A 20,672-nucleotide genomic window follows, 5' to 3' on the forward strand; every position below is an offset into this window, starting at 1 on the left:
TCAACCCTGCAGGGCCGACTCCGTCTGCTGGGCGTATAGCGAGGCGTAGAGCCCGCCGAGGCCCAGCAGCTCGCGGTGCGTGCCCGACTCGACAATCCGGCCGCCCTCGACCACATGGATGACGTCGGCCGAGACGATCGTCGAGAGCCGGTGGGCGATCGCGATGGTGGTTCGGCCGCGGGCGGCGTCGTCGAGGGCGGTTTGCACAATCCGCTCGGAGACGGTGTCTAGGGCGCTGGTCGCCTCGTCGAGGATGAGGACCGCCGGGTCCTTCAAAAGCACGCGCGCAATGGCGAGTCGCTGCTTCTCGCCTCCGGAGAGCCGGTAGCCGCGCTCGCCGACCAGGGTGTCGTAGCCGTCGGGGAAGGACGTGATCGTCGCGTGGATGTTCGCGGCACGGGCGGCCGCCTCCACCTCCTCCTGCGTCGCGTCGGGGCGCGCGTAGCGGAGGTTGTCGGCGATCGTCGCGTGGAAGAGGTACGTCTCTTGGCTGACGATGCCGATGTGGGAGACGAGCGACTCATGACGAAGCTCGCGCACGTCAGTCCCGGCGAAGCGGACCGCTCCCCCCACCACGTCGTACAGGCGCGGGACGAGGTACGAAATCGTGGTCTTGCCCGCGCCGGAGGGGCCGACGAAGGCGACGAACTCGCCCGGCTCGATCGAGACGCAGACGTGATCGAGCGTCGGCCGCGCGTCCTCGGCCTGGTCGGGGTAGCGGAACACCACGTCGTCCAGCTCGACCCGGCCGAGCTCTCCCGACACATCGCGCGCGTCCGCCCGGTCGCTGATCGCGGGGCGCAGGTCGAAGTACTCGAAGATACGGGCGAAGAGGGCACCGGCGGTCTGTAAGTCGAGCGCGACGCGCATCAGACCCAGGAGCGGCCACATCAGGCGCGCCTGCACGGTCGTGAACGCGACGACAGTGCCCGCCGTGACGGTCGTGCCGCCGAGGATCAGCCAGGCGGCGGCGAGGTACACGATCACGGGGATGACCGAGAGGAAAATCTGCACCATCGCGAAGAACCACTGGCCGGACATCTGCTGGCGCACCTGCAGCTGGATCTGGCGACCGTTCTCGTCCGCGTAGCGCTTCACCTCCGACTCCTGACGGCCGAAGCTCTTGGCCAGGAGGATGCCGGAGACGCTCAGCGTCTCTTGCGTGATCGCGGTCATCTCCGACAGCGACTCCTGCGTCTTCGTCGCAATCCGGGCGCGCACCTGGCCGACGCGGCGCTGGACGATCACAAGCACCGGAGTGAGGACCAGGGCGACGATCGTCATCTGCCAGGAGAGCAGCAGCATCGCGACCACCGCCGCGATGACCGTCACCGTGTTGCCGAGCACGCTCGAGACCGTGTTGGTGAGCACAGTGGCCACGCCACCCACGTCATTGGCGAGGCGGGACTGGATGATGCCGGTGCGGGTGCGGGTGAAGAAGCCGAGCTCCATCGCCTGGAGGTGGCGGAAGAGGCGGATGCGCAGGTCGCCCATGACCGTGTTGCCGACGGTTGCGGTGAGGTAGGTCTGCCAGACGCCGAGAATCGCCGAGAGCGCCCAGACCAGCACCATCACGCCGACCAGTTCGAGCAGCACGGGGAGGTCGGGGCGTCCGTCGGCCGGGAAGAGTCCGCGGTCGAAGGCCAGCTGAGTCAACAGCGGAGGCACGACCGTGAGGGCGGCGCCGACCAGGACGAGGATCACCGTGAGCGTCAGCTTCGGCCGGTGATCGCGGAAGAGCTCCGCAATGCGTCGGAGCAGATCGTCGACTCGGGGTGCCGCCGCGTTGATCTGGCGCTGACTGTCCGGGTCGCTCCTCGAGATCGTCCCGCCGCGCGCCCCGCCGCGCATCCCGCCGCCTGCCGCGACGTCACCCATCCTGCTCACGCTTGACCCTAACGCCGCTGATCGCTGCGGTCCGAGGCTTCCGCCCACGGCGAAGATGTGCTGCGGAGCGAGGGCCGCCCCACCGGGACGAAGCCCCTTTGGCTGGCCCTCGAGGGGGGGTCATCACGGATCTCGGCCGACACAGCTGGATCGAGGGGGCCCGATCTCACTGGTATTGAGCTCGAACCCCCTTGATATCGCATGCGACGCGCGAGATCAGCCCGCTTTACGCACGCTCGTTTGACCGGATCGGTCCGTAACGGATGATGTGGGATTTCTTGCCGCGGCTGCATTCGAGACAAATCTGCCGGTGGACGCCGAGCGGTTGACCGTTCTGCGCCCGTTCAGGCGCTTCGTCATCTTTTCCTGGATTGAACGAGCGTGCTCGATTGCCCGTTCAGTGTCTTTGCTCATCTGTCCTCCGATCGGGAGCAACTCTGTCACTGCCGTTCTCACGGTTCCTCGCGTTGGTTCCTGTCTCTAAACCGACGAGTCCGTTGGGAATGATCTTTGCGAGCATCTCCATGATTTCCAGCACGAAGTCGAAAACCTTTTCCTCGAGGCCCCCGTCGGGCTGACCGCCAGCGTCAACGCTCGGCATGCTCTCGCAGAGAGGTCAGGTCCTCGAGCTTGCGCAAGATTGCCTGTCCCTCCTGGGACAGCTCGTACCAGTCGGCGCGCTGGCGCAGCTCATCGGCCGAAGCGCCTGCGCGTGCCTCAAGTGCAGCGAGGCGAGTGCTGATCTCGGGAATCGTGAGTACCTCGAGGGTGGGGACCATGTGGTCATGGTCACACATAGCCCCGTCATTCGCAGGTGAACCTCAGCAATGTCCTGCTCGAATCCGCGCTCCGACGTGCTGTCATCGAGGTCGAAGCCGCACGCGAGGTCGCCACCACGACGAAGGCCCGGGTCCTGCGCAGCAGAACCCGAGCCTTCTTTCGTGCCCCCGCCCCTCCGTGCGCTGCTGACGGCCCGCGGGGGTGTCGTGGGCAAGGCGGAGGAGGAGAGCTGTAGCGGAGCTACCGCCGACGACGACAACGCCGCCCACGGCACCCCCGCGGGCCGTCAGCCTTTGGTGGCGCCGGCGAGGAGGCCGCGGACGAAGAACCTCTGGAGAGAGAAGAACACGATGAGCGGCACAATGATCGAGATGAACGCCCCGGCAGTCAGCAGTTCCCACGACTGGCCGTAGGAGCCGGTGAGGTCTTGCAGCGCCTTCGTAATCGGCAATCCCTGTCCGGAGGTGAAGACTGTCGCGACCAGCAGGTCGTTCCAGACCCAGAGGAACTGGAAGATCCCGAAGGAGGCGATCGCGGGAACAGCGAGCGGGAGGACGATGCGGAAGAAGATCTGGCCGTGGCCTGCGCCGTCCACGCGGGCCGCTTCGATCACTTCGCCCGGGATCTCGGAAATAAAGTTGTGGAGCATAAAGATCGCGAGCGGGAGGGCGAAGATCGTGTGCGCGATCCACACCTTGGCATAGGAGCCGTCCAACCCGTTCACTCCGAGGCCAGGAAGGATGTAGAGCCCGCCGATGCGCAGGCCGTCCGAGAACAGCTGGAGCAGCGGCACGAGTGCCATCTGAATCGGCACGATCTGGAGCGAGAACACGAGCACGAAGAGCGTGTTGCGGCCCTTGAAGTCGATCCACGCGAAGGCGTAAGCAGCGAGGCTGGCGATCGTGATGGGGATCAGTGCCGCCGGCAGTGTGATGACGAGCGAGTTCACGAATGCTTTGCCCAGCGTCAGGCTGTCGCCGGAGTTGAGCGCGTTCGCGTAGTTGTCGAGCGTGAAGCCGGGGTTGGCGAAGATCGTCCACCAGCCGGTCGTCTTGATGTCGTTCGCGGGGCGGAACGACGAGATGAACAGACCGAGGGTCGGGACAGTCCAGATGACGGCGATGATCAGTGCGGCGAGCGTGGCTCCGCGGGAGGTCGTCGCCTTCTTGACCTTGCCGCTGGCCGCCTCGATTCGCGATTCGCCGCGCGCGAGCGCGCGTTCCGTGGTGCGGTCGACCGGGACCTGAATCGGAGTGGGCGTGACGCTCATCGGATCTCCCTTTGCTTGGCGAGCTGGCGGGCGTTGTAGACGACGATCGGGAGCACCAGCAGGAACAGGATGACGGCGAGGGCCGCGCTGTAGCCGCTGCGGGCGCCGAGCTGGAACTGTCGGACCATCTCGAACGCCAGGACCGTGGTGTCGGAGCGGCCGCCGGTCATCGCGGAGACGATGTCGAAGACCTTCAGCGACGCGATCGAGATCGTCGTGAGGACGACCACGATCGAGGAGCGGATGCCCGGAACGGTGACGTTCCAGAAGGACTGCCAGGCGCTGGTGCCGTCGAGTGAGGCTGCTTCGAGCTGCTCGGACGGGACGCCCTTGATCGCGGCCGAGAGGACCGTCATAGCGAAGCCGGCCTGGGTCCAGATCAGGACAACCACGAGGAACAGCGTATTCCAGCCGTCCACTCCCAGCCAGTCGATCGGCGGAGCGCCGAAGGCGGTGAGGACGCCGTTGAGGAGGCCGATCTGCTCGCCCTGGCGCACGTCGTAGAAGAACTTGAAGATGATCGACGCGCCGACGAATGAGATCGCCATCGGCATGAAGACCAGCAGCTTGAAGAACTTCTCGCCGCGGCTCTTGTCGATGAAGACGGCGTAGGCGAGGCCGATAGCGGTCGCCGTGATCGGGGCCAAGAGTACCCAGACCACCGTGTTGAGGAAGGCGGTGATGCCGTCGGGGCTGGTGAAGACCCAGATGAAGTTGTCGATACCGGCGAATCCGGATCCGTCGTTCTTCATGAACGCGTTCATCGCGGTGGTGATCGTCGGGTAGATCAGGCCGATCAGGATGAAGAAGGCCGCCGGCGCCATGAAGGCGACGAGCTGCAATCCATAGCCCGCGCCTTTGCGGGACCGGAAGTCGAGGAGGAACAGCGCGCCGCCAATGACGGCCGCGAGGACCGCGACCCAGAGGACGGAGGTATAAAGGCCAAAGACCAGCAGGAGCACCACCGGCAGAAGCACGGTGACCGCGAGCCGGAGGATCGTGTAGCCGGTACCGCGACGGGGCGCGATCTCAACGAAGAAGAGGATCAGCGCCACCACGGCCGCGAAGGCCAGGAGGATGAGCGGGATCTGCGCGAGCGGCGGGAGACCCGCCAGCCATTGGAAGAACCCCGAGACAGTGATGGGGGACATGGACGCCCTTTCGAGTGCGACTCTGGACTCAGGAGGGGCCCGGTCCCCGGGATCCGTGGATCTCGGGGACCGGGCCGTCACAGCAGAGCCGCCACCCGGGAGCAGCGGCTCTGCTCCGCTGCTAGGAGGTGTAGCCGGCCTGGATCTCCTCGAGCGCCTGGTCGGTGCTCGTGCCGTCGATCCAGTCGACGATTCCCTTGAAGAAGCTGTCCGAACCGACGGACTTCGGCATGAGGTCGGACGCATCGAAGCGGAACGTGGTGTCCGGATTCTGCAGGATCGCGATGGAGTCCTTCAGGACGTCGCTACCCGCGTTGGCCGGGTCGAGACCCTTGTTCGCGGAGATGACGCCGCCGAGCTTGACGCGGCTGTTTGCCCAGTCGGCGCTCGAGAGGTACTCCTGTACCTTGGCGGTGTCGGCGTCGTTCGAGAATGCGGCCACCATCTCGCCGCCTCCGGTGACAGCCTGGGCGTCGTCGGCATTGACCGACGGGGTGAGGAAGGCCCACACGTCGCCGTCCTCGGCCACCTTGGCGCCGGCCGAGGTGAGGAAGCCCTCGAAGAACGAGGCCTGGTGGGTCAGCGCACAGCTGCCATTGGCCATGTTCTGAGCGATGTCGCCGAAGGCGGTGGAGTTGATCGACTTCACGTCGCCGTAGCCCGCGTTGACGAGGGTCGGGTCGAGGAGGATCGATCCGACGGAGTCGAACGCCGACTTGATCTTCGGGTCGGTGAAGGGGGTGTCGCCCGCGACCCAGGAGTCGTAGGTGTCGGGGCCGGACTCGCGGAGGACGGCGTCTTCGATCCAGTCGGTTCCGGGCCAGCCGGAGGCCTCACCGGAGTTGAAGCCCGCGCACCAGGAGGGGCCGCCAGTCTTCTCGGCGATCGTCTTGCCGAGCGCCTGCATCTCGGCCCAGGTCTTGGGGACGGAGACGCCCCACTCCTTGAACTTGGTCGGCGAGTACCAAATGAAACCCTTGATGGACGCCATCAGCGGCGCGGCGAACTGGGTGCCGCCGACCTGGCCGTACTTTTGCCAGTCCAGTGACCAGTTCTGCTTGACATTGGCGAGGGCACCCTCGGGGAGCTTCTGCACCTTGCCCGAGGCGATGGTGTCGGCGAGAAGACCGGGCTGCGGGAAAATCGCGAGGTCTGGCGTGTCGCCACCCTGGACCTTAATGCCGATCTGCTTCTCGAACTCCTTGTCACCGGTGTACTTGATCTCGATATTGTTCTCCTTCTCCCAGTCCTCCCAGGACTTCTCGAGAAGGGTGGCTTCGTCGCCGTTGATGGTGCCGTAGACGTTGACGACGCCGTCGGCCGTGCCGACCGAGCCGGCCGAGCTGCCGCCGCCGGCGTTCGGGTCGTTGGGGTCACTGCTGCTGGAGCAGCCCGCGAGTACGATGCCGGCCGCTGCCAGAACGGCGACCGGGACGGTGATACGGCGGTGCAGGGATGACCGCATTCTTCCTCCTCATTGAGTGGTGGACCAGCCGAGGTGCCGCTCCCCGCCGACCAGGATCGGGGGGCTATGGCGGCTCGCAGCGTGTGACGCGACGATTCGGGTGCTGGTGACGGCGATGCCAGGAGGAACTCCGAGCGGATCACCGGATTCGTGTGGGTGTGCTTCCACCGAGGGAAACCTTTCCACAAGAACGATAAAAGCACAACGCCGCTGATAGAGCGCTCTCTCAGATAACGATTCGGCGTCAGAACGCCGATCCGCGCTTCTCCGCTGGGTGGATGTCGATCTCGGCCCGACGTTCCGGCGCTCGTCAGGGTATAACTTCCTGGAACCGTTTCCAGAATCGACGCCGGACGGTCAGGAGGAACGCCGTGCCAGGCATCGAAGAGGTGGCCAAGCTCGCAGGAGTGTCGAAAGCGACGGTCTCGCGCGCACTCAGCGGCCGCGGATACGTCTCGGCCGGGACGAAGCTGCGCGTCGAGCGAGCGGCGACAAGCCTGGGCTACGTCGTCTCCGCCAATGCCTCGAGCCTGGTCACCGGCCGCAGCAACAACATCGCCGTCATCATTCCGATCATCAACCAGTGGTTCTTCGCCGGGATCATCGAGGGCATCGAGCGCGCCCTGCTCGCCGCGGGCTACGACCTGCTGCTCTACACCATAGACAAGCACCTCGACGCCCGCCGGAGCGTGTTCGAGTACTACCTCGTCCGCAAGCGCGTCGACGCGATCGTCGCCGTCACCCTCGAGATCTCGCCGCACGAGACGGAGGCGCTACTCGCCCTAGGCAAGCCCATCGTCGGGATCGGCGGCGAACTGCCCGGCATGCCCACCTTCAGCATCGACGACATCGCCGCGTCCCAGCTCGCGACCGAGCATCTGCTCTCCCTCGGCCACGAGCGGATCGTCCACATCGGCGGGCTGGCGGAGGAGGAGATGGACTTCCATGTGCACACCCAGCGCCGGGACGGCTTCCGCCAAGCGCTGGCCGCCGCCGGGGTGGAGGCCGGCGCGCAGGACGTGGTGCCCACCAGCTTCGATATCCCCGGCGGTCACCGCGCGGGTCGCCAGGTCCTGGGCGATCCAAGGACCCGGCCGACCGCGATCTTCGCCGCCTCGGACGAGATAGCGATCGGGATCATCCTCGCGGCGCGCGAGCTGGGGCTCTCGGTGCCCGAGGACGTCTCGATCATCGGGATCGACGACCACCCCCTCGCCGAACTCTTCGGGCTCAGCTCGATCCGCCAGGACCCGCGCCAGCAGGGCGAGCTCGCGGTCGCCCTCGTGCTCGACGCGCTGGCCACTCTCGGCCGCGGCGAGGCCCCTCCCCCGGCCTGCCACACGCTCATCCCCGCCTCGCTGGTGATCCGGACGAGCACGTCGGCGCCGCGGGGAGCGAGAATCGGGGCATGAGCAACTCCGGCTCCGACTCCCCCGTCGTCCGCGACGCCCGCGAGCAGTCGCGCTTCGTGATCGACGTCGGCGGCGCGCAGGCCGGCTTCGCCGCCTACACCCGGCGGGGCGACGAGGTGGTGCTGACCCACACCGTCGTCGACGACGCCTGGGCGGGCCTCGGTCTGGGCAGCGTCCTCGCGCGCGCCGCGGTCACCGCGATCACGGAGGCGGGCGGCACGGTCGTCCCGCGCTGCCCCTTCATCGCCGCGTGGCTGCGCAAGCACCCCGACGTCGACGCGCGAGTCCGCTGGCCCGAGGACTGACCTCACACCGGCGGCGTCCTGCTCCCGATCTCCTGTAGCGCCCAGGTGTTGCCATCCGGGTCCGCGAAGTACGCGTACCGCACACCATCGAGATCCTGGATGTCGCTGACGTCGAGCGAGCGTCCGGCCAGCTCCGCGCGCACGGCAGCGAGGTCATCGACGACCAGGTGCAGTGAGCGGACGACGCCCTCCTCGGGCCCGGGCCCCATCCCACTGCCGACCACGATCGAGCAGGCCGAGCCGGGAGGGGTGAGCTGCACGACGCGCATCGCCTCGGCGGGCCGGACGTCGTGGTCGAGGTGGAAGCCGAGTACCTGCGTATAGAAGGCGACCGCGCGGTCGACGTCGCTGACGGGGAGGGGGACGAGTTCGAGTCGCATCTGCACGCGGTCAGTATGCCGTGGGTGTGCGTCGATCGGGAAGGCGTCAGCCGCGGGGGCCGACGACCATTCGCTCGTGCATGATCTCGACGGCCCGCTCGAGGACGCGGCGGTCTTCCGGGGTGAGATCGGCGAAGATCGGCGTGAGTGCATCGCCGAGCTCGGTGCGCCACGCGCTCAGCGCGTCGGCACCGGCGGGGGCGAGGAGGATCTGCCAGGCGCGCGCATCGAGAGGATCCGCGATCCGGTCGAGCCAGCCGGCCTCGACGAGGTTCTTCACGATCTTGGTCATCGTGGGCTGCGAAACCCGGCTCTGCGAGGCCAACTCGCCCAGACGCATCGGGCCCATCGAGAGCAGCACCGAGAGTGTGCGCCAGACAGCCTGCGACTCCTGGTTGTCGGTCGCCTGAGCGGCCAGGCGGGCGATCCGGTGCGTCACCGAGACGAAATCGCTCAGCAGTTCGCTGAGCGAGACCTCGCTGGGCGGGACGTCGCGGGCGGGGAGCCCGGCGAGCAGATCGGGAGCAGACACGCTCTGATTCTAAAGGCGCGGGGCATCCGTCGACCGGGAATGGCGCAGGGCGCCGCCTCCGAGGAGACGACGCCCTGCGCCTGCAGGCGAACCTGCGTCACCCTGACGAGCGGCCGACGGAGCCGGCACCCGCGACGGGAGAGGGGACTTACTTGACGGTGACGGTCGCGCCGGCGGCCTCGAGCTGAGCCTTGGCCTTCTCGGCAGCCTCCTTGTTGACGGCCTCGAGGACCGCCTTGGGGGCACCGTCGACGAGTGCCTTCGCCTCACCGAGGCCGAGGCTGGTGAGGGCGCGCACCTCCTTGATGACCTGGATCTTCTTCTCGCCGGCGGCCTCGAGCACGACGTCGAACTCGGTCTGCTCCTCGACCTCTTCGGCGGCGGCGGCCGGGCCGGCCGCACCGGCGACGGCGACGGGCGCCGCAGCGGTGACCTCGAAGACCTCTTCGAACTTCTTGACGAACTCCGAGAGTTCGATGAGCGTGAGCTCCTTGAAGGCCTCGATGAGCTCGTCCTGCGTGAGCTTTGCCATGATTTTTCTCCTTGTTTTCTTTGTCTACGAACCGCGCGCGCACTGCTTCCCCGGAAGGGAAGACGTCAGCTCGCGGACTCCTGCTTCTCGCGCAGCGCCTCGACCGTGCGAACGGCCTTCGAGAGCGGAGCGTTGAACAGATATGCGGCGCCGAACAGCGAGGCCTTGAAGGCGCCGGCGAGCTTGCCGAGCAGAACTTCGCGGGACTCGAGGTCGGCGAGCTTGCCCACCTCTTCTGCGGTCAGCGGGTTACCGTCGAAGTAACCGCCCTTGACCACGAGGAGAGGGTTTGCCTTGGCGAAGGCACGCAGCGACTTCGCGACGGCGACAGGGTCGCCGTGCACGAACGCGATGGCCGAGGGGCCAGCGAGCTCGTCGTCGAAGGACGAGATACCGGCGTTGTTCGCCGCGATCTTGGTCAGCGTGTTCTTCACCACGGCGTACGTTGCGTGCTCACTGATGTCTGTGCGCAGCGTCTTGAGCTGAGCAACAGTGAGACCGCGGTACTCGGTTAGCAGAACGGCCGTCGAACTCTGGAACTTCTCCGTGAGTTCGGCAACCGAGGCTTCCTTGTTCGCCATGGCTACTCCTGTGAATTCTCGTGCCGGTAGCCCAAAGGCAGGCAAAGAAAAAAGCTCCGGCACAGGGCACGGAGCTTCGGGATCGCGGTGAGGCGGAACTGAACTCTTGCACCTGCGCGGGCCATTCGCTTCGCGAATCCTTCGTCCGGCGGCGATCTGCGGGGCCGTGGCCCTGCTCGTGCGCACACCGGAAACCGGCGGTCTTTGGCTTCGAGAAGCGTACGACAGTGCGGCACGCGGGCGCAAGTCGATGCGGAGGCCGCTCGTCCGGGATGCTGGTGGCATGACCGGTCCCTCTCCCGACTCCGCCCGCACCGTCGACTCCGCGATCGCCTCGGTTGAGGGCGAGCTCAGCACCCTGTTCAATCGCGTTCGCGCGTCGATGCGCTCGTGCGCCGAACGACTCCACCCCGAGCTGACGTCGATGGGATACAAGACGCTCTCGGCGCTCGAGCGCCGCGGCCCCGTGCACTCGGGGGTGCTGGCCGAGCTACTCGAAATGGACAAATCGGCGCTCAGCCGCCAGATCACGGCCCTGGACCGCCTGGGCCTGCTGGAGCGCACACCGGACCCGCGGGACGGCCGCGCCACCATCCTGTCGGTGACGCCCGCGACCGCCGAGCGCCTGCGCGAGACGCGCAGCTCCAAGCAGGCGCTGATGCACGAGGAGCTGCGCACCTGGGAGCTCTCCGACATCGAACTCTTCGCCTCGCTCCTGCACCGGATCAACGACCTCGATACCTGACGCCTAGCATCCCCTCGGGTCGGGGACAATCGGCGGACGCCGCCGGATCTACTGCGTAGTTTCGAAGGCGATGGATCCGCACTCCTCTCCTTTCCTCCCGCACGACATCGACAGCGCGCTCGCATACGCGCGCAGGTTCGGTGGCGACGCTCCCCGCCCCGGCACCGGACGCACCGCCGAGCTGCACGATCTGCTGCGACGCCTGGCCCGGTGCGATCTCGGCGTCGCCCGCGCCGTCGAGCCGCATCTGGACGCGCTCGCGATCCTCGGCGAGGCAGAACTCGCTCCCACGGACCTCGGCGTCGCGGCGGATGCGACCTGGGGTGTCTTTGCGGCCGAGGGCGGCATCGACCCGCTCGTCGCGCACGAGAGGGGCGGGGACTGGCTGCTCGACGGAGTGAAGCCGTGGTGCTCGCTCGCGGAACGCCTCGACGCGGCGCTCGTCACCGCGCACGTCGGCGACGCCTCCGGGGAACGCCGCCTCTTCGCTGTGGCGTTGCGCGAGGGAAGCACCGCTCCCGAAGCGGATGCCTGGCACGCGCGCGGTCTGACGGAGGTGCCCAGCGGCCCCGTCCGCTTCTCCGACGCGCGCGCGGTGCCCGTGGGAGCCGCCGACTGGTACCTCTCGCGGCCCGGCTTCGCCTGGGGAGGGATCGGCGTCGCCGCTTGTTGGCACGGTGGATCGCTCGGTGTCGCCGCCGCCGTCGCTGAGGCGGCAGCCCGGCGCGAGGACCCGCACCTCCTGGCGCACCTCGGCGCGATCGACACGGCTCTCGCGGGGTCCCGCCGAGCGCTGGACGAAGCGGCGGCGCTGATCGACGCAGGAGAAGCCGACGGCGCCCGGGGCTCACTGCTCGCCAAGCGCGTGCGCGCGAGCGTCGCCGGGGCTGTGGAGGAAATCCTGTTGCGCGCGGGGCGCGCCCTCGGGCCGGCTCCGCTCGCCCTCGATGCCGAGCACGCTAAGCGCGTCGCCGACCTCGCGCTCTACGTCCGCCAGCACCACGCCGAGCGCGACGACGCCGCGCTCGGCCGCGCCGTACTCGCCTCGGGCGAGGTGGCCGGCTGGTGAGCCGGCCCTTCGACGGACGACTCGAGGGCACGCCTCTCGAGCGCTGGAGCGCGGACGGACGCCGGGATCGCCTCCCCGAGCTGACCCTGTCCGAGCGGATCGAACGAGTGCTGGTGGTCGTTGCTCATGCTGACGACGAGACCCTCGGCTGCGGCGGGACGATCGCGCTGGCCCGTCGGCTCGGCCTCGCGGTCGACGTTCTCATCGTGACCGACGGGGCGGCGGCGCACGGCAACCAGGACGCGCGCCTCGCAGCCGAGCGCCGGCGGGAGGCCCGAGCGGCGCTGGCGGAACTCGGCCCCGGCATCGGGCTCGCGTTCCTCGAGGTGCCAGACTCGGCGACTCTGGAGCATCGCGAGCGGATTGCCCGGGAGGTGCGCGAGCGCGCGGGCGGCACCCCCGGCTCCGTGCTGCTGCTCTCGACCTGGACCGGCGACGGACACCGCGACCACCGGATCGTCGGCGAGGTCTGCGCCGAGATCGCGCACGAGTTCGGTCATCGGCTGCTCGCCGCACCGATCTGGCTGTGGCACTGGGCCGTGCCGGAGGACCCGGAGGTGCCGTGGGACGCCCTGGTGCGCCTCCGCCTCGACGACGAGCTGCTCGAGCGCACTCGCCGAGCCCGCTCCCGCTACCGCAGCCAGACGCGCCCCGGACCCGACGGGACCGGAGCAGTGCTGCATCCGCTCTTCCTGCGCACTTTCGCCGGCGACGACCGACTGGTGAGGATCTCGTGAGCTACTTCGACGAGCTCTACGCGCGGCACGAGGACCCGTGGGGCTACACCAGCCGCTGGTATGAGCAGCGCAAACGCGCGCTCACGCTCGCGAGTTTGCCGGAGCAGCGCTACGCCTCGGTGCTCGAGATCGGCGCGTCCATCGGCGTCCTGGCTGAGGCACTGGCCGACCGGGCCGACCGCCTGCTCGCGATCGACGTCTCGGCCGCCGCCGTCGAGCGCGCCGCCCGCCGCCTCGCTCCACGCGAGCATGTGCGGGTCGAGCACCACGACATCACCCGCGGGGTCCCGGCGGGTCCGTTCGACCTTGTCGTGCTCTCGGAGGTCGGCTACTACCTCGGTGACGCGCTCCCCGGCGTGCTGCGCAGCATCCGCGACGCCCTCACCCCCGAGGGAGAGTTGGTCACGGTGCACTGGCGGCACCCGATCGGCGGGCTCGTGCTCGACGGTGACGCCGTGCAAGCCGCGGTGGCCGACCTGGACCTGCACCGCCTCGCCCGACACGAGGAGGAGGACGTCGTCCTCGAGGTGCATGCCCGGGATTCGCGCTCGGTCGCCCGCAGGACGGGGCTGATGTGAGCCGGCTCGAGCAGGTGCTGGTCGTCGTGCCCGCGCGCGACGAGGAGGAGCGGATCGGCGAGCTGATCGCCTCGGTGCAAGAGAGCACACTCCACCTCGCGCGCTGGGCACCCGGCATCGGGGTGCGTCTCGTCGTCGCGGCGGACGGCTGCTCGGACGCGACCGTCGAGCGCGCTCGCTGCGCCGGGGCGGATGTGCTGGAGCTTCCCCGCTGCGGAGTCGGCGCCGCGCGCTCCGCCGGGATCGCCCACGCCCTCGCCTCCGTCACCGCTTCCGCCGAGCAGGTCTGGATCGCCAACACCGACGCCGACACGGTCGTGCCCCGCGACTGGCTGGCCGCCCACGTCGAGCACGCCGGCCGGCACGACGCGCTGCTCGGCACGGTCCGGCCCGATCCGGCCGACCTCTCCCCCGCGGCCTACGCGCGCTGGCACGACGTCCGGGCGCGGGAGGAGTCGATCGGCAGTATCCACGGGGCGAACCTCGGCGTCCGCGCGAGCGCGTACCTGACCGCGGGCGGCTTCGGGCAGGAGCCCCTGCACGAGGACATCCTGCTCGTCGAGCGGCTGCGCGCGAGCGGCGCGCGGCTCGGAGCGACGAACCGCGGCGAGGTGGTCACCTCCGGTCGCCGCGACAACCGAGTCGAGGGCGGCTACGGCCGCTACCTCCACGCTCGCTTCGCGGCCGAGACGTCCCCGAGCTGCGGCTGAATCGGGTACCCGCGCACGCGGAACAGGATGCAGGGGGGCCCTGTCAATGGTCGGGCCCTGGTTTGTCACGGATTGCGCAGGAGAGTCAAATGGGTGTCGAGCACGCCCCTGTGCTCTCCGATGGAAGGGTCACCGCATGAATCCCCGCCTCGTCCTGCTGGCACTGGTCGCCTTCGCCGCCTACGTGTTCGGCGCCCGCGCCGGCCGCGGCCGCTACGAAGAGCTTCGCCATCTCGCACTCGGTGTGTGGAACGACCCGGCTACGAAGAAGACGCGCAAGAAGCTCAAGAAGACCTCGAAGCGCGAGGCCAAGCAGCTCACCGCGATCGCGAGCAAGGCCCGCGACAAGGTGCAGCGCCGCCTCCGCTGACTACCCCGCTTTAGGACGCCGGCCCGCCCGGTGTTCTCGCTCGCATCGGAACGGCCGGTCGAGCACGATACAAAGGAGAAACATCATGGGCATCATCGGCTTCCTTATCCTCGGCCTCCTCGCCGGCGCCATCGCCAAGGCCATCCTTCCGGGTCGCCAGGGCGGCGGATGGGTCATCACGCTGGTCCTCGGTGTCGTCGGCGCCTTCCTGGGCGGCTTCATCGGCAATGCGATCTTCGGCCGCGGCCTCGAGAACTTCTTCGACCTCGGCACCTGGGCCCTGGCCATCGTCGGCGCGATCATCGTGCTCCTGGTCTACGGCGCGATCACCGGCCGCAAATCCCACGCGTAACCTGCGCCTGCCTCCCTCTCCTCTTCCTCTCCTCCGGCGAGGGAACCCCTGGCCGTCGAGGGAGCCAGCTCTTACGGGCGCCCTCGACGGTTGGGGGTTCCCTCGCCGAGGGGACGCCTCCCGCCCTCGCCCGACGAAAGGACGTATTCGCTGATGAGCGACGACACCACAACGGTTCCCACGATCACACTGAACAATGGCGTGGAGATCCCGCAGCTGGGCTTCGGCGTGTTCCAAATCGACCCTGCCGAGACCAAGGATGCGACCCTGACGGCCCTCGAGGTCGGCTACCGCCACATCGACACCGCCGAGATGTACGGCAACGAGGCAGGAGTCGGCGAGGCCGTGCGCGCCTCCGGCCTCGACCGATCCGAGGTCTTCGTGACCAGCAAGCTCAACAACGGCTTCCACGCCCGCGAGGACGCGCTCGCCGCGATCGACACCACCCTCGGCGAGCTGCAGTTCGACTACGTCGACCTCTTCCTCATCCACTGGCCGCTACCGAACGTAGGCGACTACCTCGAGGCCTGGAAGGCGATGGAGGAGATCTACCGCAGCGGCAAGGCGAAGGCGATCGGCGTCTCCAACTTCCAGACCAACCACCTCAACCGGCTCCGCGCCGAGGCGACCATCGTCCCGGCCGTGAACCAGATCGAGGTGCACCCGTACCTCGTGCAGCAGGAACTTCGCGCCTACGGCATCGAGCACGGCATTGCGACCGAGGCCTGGTCGCCGATCGCGCAGGGCCTCGTGCTGGAGGACGACACCATCACCCGCATCGCGCGCAATGTCGACCGCAGCCCGGCGCAGGTCGTGCTCCGCTGGCACATCCAGCGCGGCGACATCGTCTTCCCGAAGTCGGTCACTCGCACACGAGTGGAGGAGAACTTTGCGCTCTTCGACTTCGAGCTCGACGACGAGGCGATGACCGACATCACGGCGCTGGACCGCGGCCACCGCACCGGTCCGGATCCGGACACCTTCAACATGATCCCGAGCTGATTCTTCGGCTCGCGAAAACACCTCCGGCTCGCAAAAATCTGTAGATTCTGCGAGCCGGAGGTGTTTGTGCGTGCCGGGCGATCAGGGCCGGCGGGAGTCGCGCCAGGAGTGCTCGGGGCGTAACCGAGGACCGCGCGGGCGTGGTCGATCGAGAGCAGCGTGTCGTTCGTCCCGAGGTCGCCGCGCAGCTCCACTCCGGGGAAGACCTCAGCCACCAGCTCCGCGTTCGGGCGCGACATCACGGTGTCGGCCGCGGCGATGATGAAGCGGTCGAAGCCGGTCGTCTCGGCCAGCAGCGCCTTCTCGACCGCCTGCGCCCCGTCGCGTCCGTCGATGTAGCCCCACAGGTTCCACTTGCGCAGAGTCGCATCGGAATCGAAGGCCTCGAACTCGGCGTAGTCGGCCTCATCCATCACGTTCGAGAAGCGCAGACCGGTGATCTTCAGGTCCGGATGCCAGCGGCACAGCTCGATCGCCATCTGTTCCTCGAGGTGCTTGGTGAGCGAGTAGACCGACTCCGGACGCGCCGGGTACTGCTCATCGACGGGGATGTAGGGCGGCGGGACGTCGAACGGCAGGCCGAGGACGGTCTCGCTGGACGCGGAGACGACATTGCGGATGCCGGCCCGGATGGCTCCGTGGAGCACGTTGAACGTCGCGATCATGTTGTTGTGGAAGGTAGCGACGTCGGGGACCAGACCCGGCGCGGGGATCGCGGCGAGGTGCACGAGCGCGTCGATCCCGTCGTACTGGTCGCCGACGGCCTGGAGTGCATCAACCACCTGGCCGTAGTCGGCGATGTCAATGCGGATGAAGCCCGTGCCGCGGTCCCCCGCGCGGTCGAGGGTGAACACATCGTGCCCGGAGGCACGGAGGCGGGTGACGACGCTGCGGCCGAGCTTGCCGGATCCGCCGGTGACTGCGATTCTCATGCTCGCACGCTAACGGGCCTCTGCCGGGGCGGCGAGGGGTGGCGGATCAGCCGCGCGAGTGGAGGGTGATCCCGCCGCCGACCTCGGGCGTCGTCTCGTCGGCGACGAGCTCGGTCCAGCGGTGCAGCACGGCGGCACCGGCCGCATCGTTCACGACTCCCTCGACGATGAGCACGGGATACGGCTTCTCGGGCACGCCCTCCGCCGGCCGCACGTCGACGTGGGCGACGTCGTAGGCGTGCTCGAACAGCCAGTCGGCCATCGCGTAATCGCTCCGGGAATCCCCGACGGTGCGCCAGCGCTGCGGGATCGCGCCGGTCGCGCCGAGCAGCTCGACGGCGCGCTGGGCGCCGAGGTCCTTGCCGAGGCGGTTCGATTCGATATCCGTGGAGATGACGGTCGGGTCAATCCGGAAATCGACCGTCCCCTCCTCGTTCGGGTAGCGGATGCCGCGGCGCTCAACACCCAGGCCCGCGGCGGTCATGATCTGCAGCGCATCGGCGTCGAAGACGAGCTGGCGCTCGAGGTAGTCCTCGTTCGCCAGGTCGATGAGCTGCTCCGCCGAGACCATCGCGCGCTTGGTCTCGTCGAAGAAGACCAGGTCGTCGTAGTCGGAGCGGATCATCCGCTCGAGGTCGCGCACGACCGGCTCGGGGATCGCCAGCGACTCATCGACGATCGGCTCCGAGGTACCGCGGTAGTCGACGGTGAACCAGACCGCACCCTTCTCGCAGACGCAGACGATGCGCGCCTGGGCCGAGACGCCACGCTCGAGGAGCGCCGGCAGCACCCGCTCGCGCAGGAACGCGTCGGAGCGGCCCGTGTTGAACACGATCGGGATTCCGGCGTTCGCCAGGACGACGAGGTCGTCGGCGATCTCGGGGATGGAGATCGTGCGCGTGACGGGGCTGGCGATGGGCCCGTCGACGTCGAGGAGCAGGCCGAGCGGAGGAGGTGTGGAGGTCATCGCGTCCCATTCTGCCGTGCGGGGGTCGCAGCGCCGCGAGCCACGGCGCGGGCGTCTCCACGACTACGGGCCGGACTCCTCAGCGAGATGCCACCTGGAGGCCGCCCGGTGCGTCGCGTGCTCACCTGCATCTCGCGAACCGCCGAGGTGTCCGAGGTAGCGAGATGCCGCGTGTGCCGGGCTTTGCGGCGTGTCGGGCGTCGTGAGTAAGCATCTCGCGGAGGGAGGTGAGGGGCGGCTCAGAGGAAGAGAGAGGAGAAGGGTGGCGCCGAGGGCGAGAACGGAGGCGAGGGAGACGCCGACGGTCACCGACTTGAGGGCGCCGCGGACGGATTGGCCGAGGAAGCTCTGCAACAGCCAGAAGGTGTTCGAGGTGACGTGGATGCAGAAGAGCGCTCCCGAGCCCGCGGCGAGCGCGATCAGCAGCGGATCGAGGCCGAGCGTCGCGGCGACCGGTGCGACGACTCCGGCCGCCGTGATCGCCGAGAGGGTGACCGAACCGACCGCGATGTGCAGGACCGCCGCCATCACCCAGACGAGCAGCAGCGGTGCGGACGCCGACGCTGAGAAGTAGCCCTTCAGGACCTCGCCGAGGTCCCCCTTCGCGATCACCGCCGCGAGCGCCCCGCCGACACCGGTGAGCAGGAAGATCTGCCCGCCGTCCTGGAAGCCCTGGACGAGCGCCTTCTCCATCCGCGCGGTACCGACGGTACAACGGCCGACGACTCCGGTGCCGATCACGGCGAGCAGCAGGGCGATGACGGGGTTCCCGAGAAACTGCAGCACCGGCGCCTCGACCCCCGAGACCGTGAGCACCGCCTGCGCGGCGATCAGCAGCAGGGCAAGGAGCATCGGGGCGAAGAGGAGCAGGAGCGGGCGCTCGCGGGGAGCGTGGGGGTCGGCGGCACCACCGGTCGCCTCCAGACCCTCGGCAGCGGAGCACGCGGCGTCCGGTCCGGCGGCAGCACCGCCCGCAGCCGCACCACCTGCAGCCGCACCGCCCGTCACCCGCGCCCCGAATGACGGCAGCCGCCCGCCAGCAGAGCCCGGTTCCGCTCCGATCATCGCGAGTCTTGTCGCGTCGTCGCGCACCACCAGCTGCTCGTCGCGCGCCGGGTCCCAGAATCCCAGGCGGAACGCGAGCGACATCAGCAGGATCGTCACCACGACCGTCGGCGTGACCACCGCGAATCCGCCGAGCATCATCACCCCGAGCGGCACGCCCAGCAGGCCCGCGAGGGCGACGGCGGCGAAGCCCGGCACCATCAGCACGACGCCCATCTCGAGCCCAACAGCGAAGGTGACGGCCACAATGCCGGTGCCCGCGCGTCCCAGCCGCGACGCGATCCTCCTGGCAAGGGGCGCCGCGATCACGATCAGCGCGTCGACGAAGATCGTCTGCAGGTACGTGGCGAAGGAAAGGCCGAGCGCGTAGGGGACTCCGCGGCGACCGAAGACCCGCAGTAGGCCCTCGACGAGCCGAACGACGGCGCCCATCTCGTTGAGCATCGCGCCGATAAGCACGCCCCAGCCGATCAGGAGGCCCGCCTCCGTCATCACCTCGCCGAAGCCGGTGGTCATCGTCGAGACGGTGTCGACGGGGCCGAGCCCGGTGAGCAGGCCGATCGCGGCGGCGCCGACGGCCAGCGCCAGCACCGGGTTGAACCGGAACCGCACGATCGCCACGACGACGACAACGATCACGAGGGCGACGACGCCCAGGGTGTACCACTCGGGCATGACGTCCTCCTCCGCCGGCGACTGCGTGTGCCGTCACACACTAGGGGAACGCCGCGCCCGCTCGTCCCCGCCTGGCGCGGGGCTCTACCGTGGACGCATGGCACTGACGCTCCCCGAGCCCCGACTCCCGTCCCTCCTTGACTCCCCCGTCCTGCGCTGGGGGGTGATCGCTCCCGGCTCGATCGCCGGCTCGTTCGTCGACGCGCTGCAGAAGCACACCCGGCAGCGCGTCGTCGCGGTCGGCTCCCGCTCGCTCGAGCGAGCGGAGCAGTTCGCGAGCCGGTTCGGGATCGAGCGGGCCTCGGCCGGCTACGAGGCCGTGGTCGAGGATCCGCAGGTGGACGTCGTCTACATCGCGTCTCCGCACTCGGAGCACGCCCGTCAGGCGCTACTCGCCATCGCCGCCGGGAAGCACATCCTGGTCGAGAAGCCGTTCGCGCCGACTCCGGGCGAGGCCGAGATGATCGTGCACGCTGCTCGCGACGCCGGGGTGTTCGCGATGGAGGCGATGTGGATGCGGTACCTGCCGCACATGGACGTGGTGCGGCAGCTGCTCGCCGACGGGGCGGTCGGCGAGCCGGCTGTCGTGTCGGCCGACTTCGGCGCGGCCTTCGACTTCGACCCCGCCAGCCGCATCTTCGACCCAGCGCTCGCCGGCGGCGCCCTGCTCGACGTCGGCGTCTACGCCTCCTCCTTCGTCTCGATGGTGGCGGGCACCCCGCAGAGCACGGTCGTCTCGGGGAGCCTGACCTCCACCGGAGTCGACGCGACCGCGACGATCGTCGGCAGCCACGCTCACGACGTGCAGTCGGTGGCGACATCGACCGTGCTCGCGGACACCCGCCATGCGGCGAGCGTCGCGGGTCGGGCGGGGCGGATCGACGTGCACCCGTCGTTCTGGACGCCCGGTGGCGTGACGCTCACGCGCGGCTCCGAGAGCGGTTCGTGGACGGACGGGTCGCCGCTGCAGGGCGGGGAGGGCCTGGCGTGGGAGGCGCTGCACGTCGCGCAGTACGTGTCGGAGGGGCGCACGGAGTCGCCGCTGCACCCGCTCGACGAGGTGGTCGCCGTGGTGCGCACGCTCGACGACGCGCGACGTCGGCTGGGCGTCTCCGTCTGAGGGCTGCTGCCGCCGGCCTCCGTTCGATGTGCAGGGGTCCGTGCGCTTCGCAGGG

23 protein-coding genes and 1 pseudogene are annotated in these 20,672 nt (G+C 68.8%); 11 read left to right on the forward strand and 13 right to left on the reverse strand.

Features of this window, described 5'->3' with window-relative positions:
- From C1O28_RS10310 to C1O28_RS10335, 6 genes are all read right to left on the reverse strand, one after another.
- Positions 1 to 1,878: an ABC transporter ATP-binding protein gene (locus tag C1O28_RS10310; RefSeq protein WP_097165321.1), complete on the reverse strand. Its 1,878-nt coding sequence runs from the start codon at positions 1,876 to 1,878 to the stop codon at positions 1 to 3.
- A gap of 406 nt (positions 1,879 to 2,284) precedes the next feature.
- Positions 2,285 to 2,488 carry a hypothetical protein gene (locus C1O28_RS15165; protein WP_146077191.1) on the reverse strand — a complete coding sequence of 68 codons (204 nt, stop codon included), beginning with the start codon at positions 2,486 to 2,488 and terminating at the stop codon, positions 2,285 to 2,287.
- Complete coding sequence (locus tag C1O28_RS10320; RefSeq protein WP_097165320.1) at positions 2,475 to 2,666, reverse strand: hypothetical protein; 192 nt, start codon at positions 2,664 to 2,666, stop codon at positions 2,475 to 2,477. Before C1O28_RS10320 ends, C1O28_RS15165 begins: the two co-directional genes overlap by 14 nt.
- A gap of 287 nt (positions 2,667 to 2,953) precedes the next feature.
- Positions 2,954 to 3,937, reverse strand: coding sequence for a carbohydrate ABC transporter permease (locus C1O28_RS10325; RefSeq protein WP_068255172.1), 984 nt, complete (start codon positions 3,935 to 3,937; stop codon positions 2,954 to 2,956).
- Positions 3,934 to 5,088: a carbohydrate ABC transporter permease gene (locus C1O28_RS10330; protein WP_097165319.1), complete on the reverse strand. Its 1,155-nt coding sequence runs from the start codon at positions 5,086 to 5,088 to the stop codon at positions 3,934 to 3,936. Before C1O28_RS10330 ends, C1O28_RS10325 begins: the two co-directional genes overlap by 4 nt.
- 121 nt (positions 5,089 to 5,209) lie before the next feature.
- Complete coding sequence (locus C1O28_RS10335) at positions 5,210 to 6,553, reverse strand: ABC transporter substrate-binding protein (protein ID WP_097165318.1); 1,344 nt, start codon at positions 6,551 to 6,553, stop codon at positions 5,210 to 5,212.
- A gap of 371 nt (positions 6,554 to 6,924) precedes the next feature.
- Here C1O28_RS10335 and C1O28_RS10340 point away from each other — a divergent pair, with 371 nt between their 5' ends.
- Both C1O28_RS10340 and C1O28_RS10345 read left to right on the forward strand, forming a co-directional pair.
- Positions 6,925 to 7,965 (forward strand): LacI family DNA-binding transcriptional regulator, encoded by a 1,041-nt coding sequence (locus C1O28_RS10340; RefSeq protein WP_097165317.1) that lies wholly within the window; start codon positions 6,925 to 6,927, stop codon positions 7,963 to 7,965.
- Positions 7,962 to 8,270: a GNAT family N-acetyltransferase gene (locus tag C1O28_RS10345; protein ID WP_097165316.1), complete on the forward strand. Its 309-nt coding sequence runs from the start codon at positions 7,962 to 7,964 to the stop codon at positions 8,268 to 8,270. The genes C1O28_RS10340 and C1O28_RS10345 overlap by 4 nt, the downstream gene beginning before the upstream one ends.
- 2 nt (positions 8,271 to 8,272) lie before the next feature.
- On the opposite strand, the gene C1O28_RS10350 is transcribed toward C1O28_RS10345, so the two are convergent.
- The 4 genes from C1O28_RS10350 to rplJ form a co-directional block, all read right to left on the reverse strand.
- A complete protein-coding gene (locus C1O28_RS10350; protein WP_181024657.1) occupies positions 8,273 to 8,656 on the reverse strand; it encodes a VOC family protein in 384 nt (127 codons plus the stop codon).
- 40 nt (positions 8,657 to 8,696) lie between these two features.
- A complete protein-coding gene (locus C1O28_RS10355) occupies positions 8,697 to 9,182 on the reverse strand; it encodes a MarR family winged helix-turn-helix transcriptional regulator (RefSeq protein WP_243391993.1) in 486 nt (161 codons plus the stop codon).
- A gap of 148 nt (positions 9,183 to 9,330) precedes the next feature.
- On the reverse strand, positions 9,331 to 9,714 hold the full coding sequence (gene rplL / locus C1O28_RS10360; RefSeq protein WP_097165314.1) for a 50S ribosomal protein L7/L12: 384 nt from the start codon (positions 9,712 to 9,714) through the stop codon (positions 9,331 to 9,333).
- Positions 9,715 to 9,779: 65 nt separating this feature from the next.
- Complete coding sequence (rplJ, locus tag C1O28_RS10365) at positions 9,780 to 10,295, reverse strand: 50S ribosomal protein L10 (protein WP_097165313.1); 516 nt, start codon at positions 10,293 to 10,295, stop codon at positions 9,780 to 9,782.
- Between the two features lie 283 nt (positions 10,296 to 10,578).
- Here rplJ and C1O28_RS10370 point away from each other — a divergent pair, with 283 nt between their 5' ends.
- The 8 genes from C1O28_RS10370 to C1O28_RS10405 all read left to right on the forward strand — a co-directional run bounded on the left by C1O28_RS10370 (position 10,579) and on the right by C1O28_RS10405 (position 15,858).
- The gene (locus C1O28_RS10370; protein ID WP_160487488.1) at positions 10,579 to 11,040 is read left to right on the forward strand and encodes a MarR family winged helix-turn-helix transcriptional regulator; all 462 of its coding nucleotides are present in this window, start codon (positions 10,579 to 10,581) and stop codon (positions 11,038 to 11,040) included.
- A 70-nt stretch (positions 11,041 to 11,110) separates the two neighbouring features.
- The gene (locus tag C1O28_RS10375) at positions 11,111 to 12,109 is read left to right on the forward strand and encodes an acyl-CoA dehydrogenase family protein (RefSeq protein ID WP_097165311.1); all 999 of its coding nucleotides are present in this window, start codon (positions 11,111 to 11,113) and stop codon (positions 12,107 to 12,109) included.
- Complete coding sequence (locus C1O28_RS10380) at positions 12,106 to 12,846, forward strand: PIG-L deacetylase family protein (protein WP_160487489.1); 741 nt, start codon at positions 12,106 to 12,108, stop codon at positions 12,844 to 12,846. The genes C1O28_RS10375 and C1O28_RS10380 overlap by 4 nt, the downstream gene beginning before the upstream one ends.
- On the forward strand, positions 12,843 to 13,424 hold the full coding sequence (locus tag C1O28_RS10385; protein WP_097165309.1) for a class I SAM-dependent DNA methyltransferase: 582 nt from the start codon (positions 12,843 to 12,845) through the stop codon (positions 13,422 to 13,424). The genes C1O28_RS10380 and C1O28_RS10385 overlap by 4 nt, the downstream gene beginning before the upstream one ends.
- On the forward strand, positions 13,421 to 14,134 hold the full coding sequence (locus C1O28_RS10390; RefSeq protein WP_097165308.1) for a glycosyltransferase family 2 protein: 714 nt from the start codon (positions 13,421 to 13,423) through the stop codon (positions 14,132 to 14,134). Before C1O28_RS10385 ends, C1O28_RS10390 begins: the two co-directional genes overlap by 4 nt.
- A gap of 136 nt (positions 14,135 to 14,270) precedes the next feature.
- On the forward strand, positions 14,271 to 14,504 hold the full coding sequence (locus C1O28_RS10395) for a hypothetical protein (protein WP_068255193.1): 234 nt from the start codon (positions 14,271 to 14,273) through the stop codon (positions 14,502 to 14,504).
- A gap of 85 nt (positions 14,505 to 14,589) precedes the next feature.
- Positions 14,590 to 14,856 (forward strand): GlsB/YeaQ/YmgE family stress response membrane protein, encoded by a 267-nt coding sequence (locus C1O28_RS10400; protein ID WP_097165307.1) that lies wholly within the window; start codon positions 14,590 to 14,592, stop codon positions 14,854 to 14,856.
- A 153-nt stretch (positions 14,857 to 15,009) separates the two neighbouring features.
- Positions 15,010 to 15,858 (forward strand): aldo/keto reductase, encoded by an 849-nt coding sequence (locus C1O28_RS10405; RefSeq protein WP_097165306.1) that lies wholly within the window; start codon positions 15,010 to 15,012, stop codon positions 15,856 to 15,858.
- Between the two features lie 81 nt (positions 15,859 to 15,939).
- Here the strand turns inward: C1O28_RS10405 and C1O28_RS10410 are convergent.
- The 3 genes and pseudogenes from C1O28_RS10410 to C1O28_RS10425 all read right to left on the reverse strand — a co-directional run bounded on the left by C1O28_RS10410 (position 15,940) and on the right by C1O28_RS10425 (position 19,497).
- Positions 15,940 to 16,790 (reverse strand): annotated as a pseudogene (locus C1O28_RS10410) (NAD-dependent epimerase/dehydratase family protein).
- A gap of 46 nt (positions 16,791 to 16,836) precedes the next feature.
- Positions 16,837 to 17,757, reverse strand: coding sequence for an HAD family hydrolase (locus C1O28_RS15170; RefSeq protein WP_104262037.1), 921 nt, complete (start codon positions 17,755 to 17,757; stop codon positions 16,837 to 16,839).
- Between the two features lie 63 nt (positions 17,758 to 17,820).
- Positions 17,821 to 19,497 (reverse strand): GntP family permease, encoded by a 1,677-nt coding sequence (locus C1O28_RS10425; protein WP_097165302.1) that lies wholly within the window; start codon positions 19,495 to 19,497, stop codon positions 17,821 to 17,823.
- 97 nt (positions 19,498 to 19,594) lie between these two features.
- On the opposite strand from C1O28_RS10425, the gene C1O28_RS10430 reads away from it, so the two are divergent.
- Entirely contained in the window at positions 19,595 to 20,617 is a 1,023-nt protein-coding gene (locus C1O28_RS10430; RefSeq protein WP_097165301.1) for a Gfo/Idh/MocA family protein, read from the forward strand.
- The last annotated feature ends 55 nt before the right edge of the window (positions 20,618 to 20,672 follow it).

This window comes from Rathayibacter rathayi (assembly GCF_004011095.1).
Taxonomy (GTDB): domain Bacteria; phylum Actinomycetota; class Actinomycetes; order Actinomycetales; family Microbacteriaceae; genus Rathayibacter; species Rathayibacter rathayi.

Bases quoted from the DNA above. Each gene is read 5' to 3' on its own strand.
- rplL (WP_097165314.1), bottom strand. From the start codon at position 9,714: ATGGCAAAGCTCACGCAGGACGAGCTCATCGAGGCCTTCAAGGAGCTC.
- C1O28_RS10430 (WP_097165301.1), top strand. From the start codon at position 19,595: ATGGCACTGACGCTCCCCGAGCCCCGACTCCCGTCCCTCCTTGACTCC.
- C1O28_RS10320 (WP_097165320.1), bottom strand. From the start codon at position 2,666: ATGGTCCCCACCCTCGAGGTACTCACGATTCCCGAGATCAGCACTCGC.
- C1O28_RS15165 (WP_146077191.1), bottom strand. From the start codon at position 2,488: ATGCCGAGCGTTGACGCTGGCGGTCAGCCCGACGGGGGCCTCGAGGAA.
- C1O28_RS10310 (WP_097165321.1), bottom strand. From the start codon at position 1,878: ATGGGTGACGTCGCGGCAGGCGGCGGGATGCGCGGCGGGGCGCGCGGC.
- C1O28_RS10405 (WP_097165306.1), top strand. From the start codon at position 15,010: ATGAGCGACGACACCACAACGGTTCCCACGATCACACTGAACAATGGC.
- C1O28_RS10330 (WP_097165319.1), bottom strand. From the start codon at position 5,088: ATGTCCCCCATCACTGTCTCGGGGTTCTTCCAATGGCTGGCGGGTCTC.
- C1O28_RS15170 (WP_104262037.1), bottom strand. From the start codon at position 17,757: ATGACCTCCACACCTCCTCCGCTCGGCCTGCTCCTCGACGTCGACGGG.
- C1O28_RS10400 (WP_097165307.1), top strand. From the start codon at position 14,590: ATGGGCATCATCGGCTTCCTTATCCTCGGCCTCCTCGCCGGCGCCATC.
- C1O28_RS10370 (WP_160487488.1), top strand. From the start codon at position 10,579: ATGACCGGTCCCTCTCCCGACTCCGCCCGCACCGTCGACTCCGCGATC.
- C1O28_RS10325 (WP_068255172.1), bottom strand. From the start codon at position 3,937: ATGAGCGTCACGCCCACTCCGATTCAGGTCCCGGTCGACCGCACCACG.
- rplJ (WP_097165313.1), bottom strand. From the start codon at position 10,295: ATGGCGAACAAGGAAGCCTCGGTTGCCGAACTCACGGAGAAGTTCCAG.
- C1O28_RS10345 (WP_097165316.1), top strand. From the start codon at position 7,962: ATGAGCAACTCCGGCTCCGACTCCCCCGTCGTCCGCGACGCCCGCGAG.
- C1O28_RS10375 (WP_097165311.1), top strand. From the start codon at position 11,111: ATGGATCCGCACTCCTCTCCTTTCCTCCCGCACGACATCGACAGCGCG.
- C1O28_RS10335 (WP_097165318.1), bottom strand. From the start codon at position 6,553: ATGCGGTCATCCCTGCACCGCCGTATCACCGTCCCGGTCGCCGTTCTG.
- C1O28_RS10395 (WP_068255193.1), top strand. From the start codon at position 14,271: ATGAATCCCCGCCTCGTCCTGCTGGCACTGGTCGCCTTCGCCGCCTAC.
- C1O28_RS10425 (WP_097165302.1), bottom strand. From the start codon at position 19,497: ATGCCCGAGTGGTACACCCTGGGCGTCGTCGCCCTCGTGATCGTTGTC.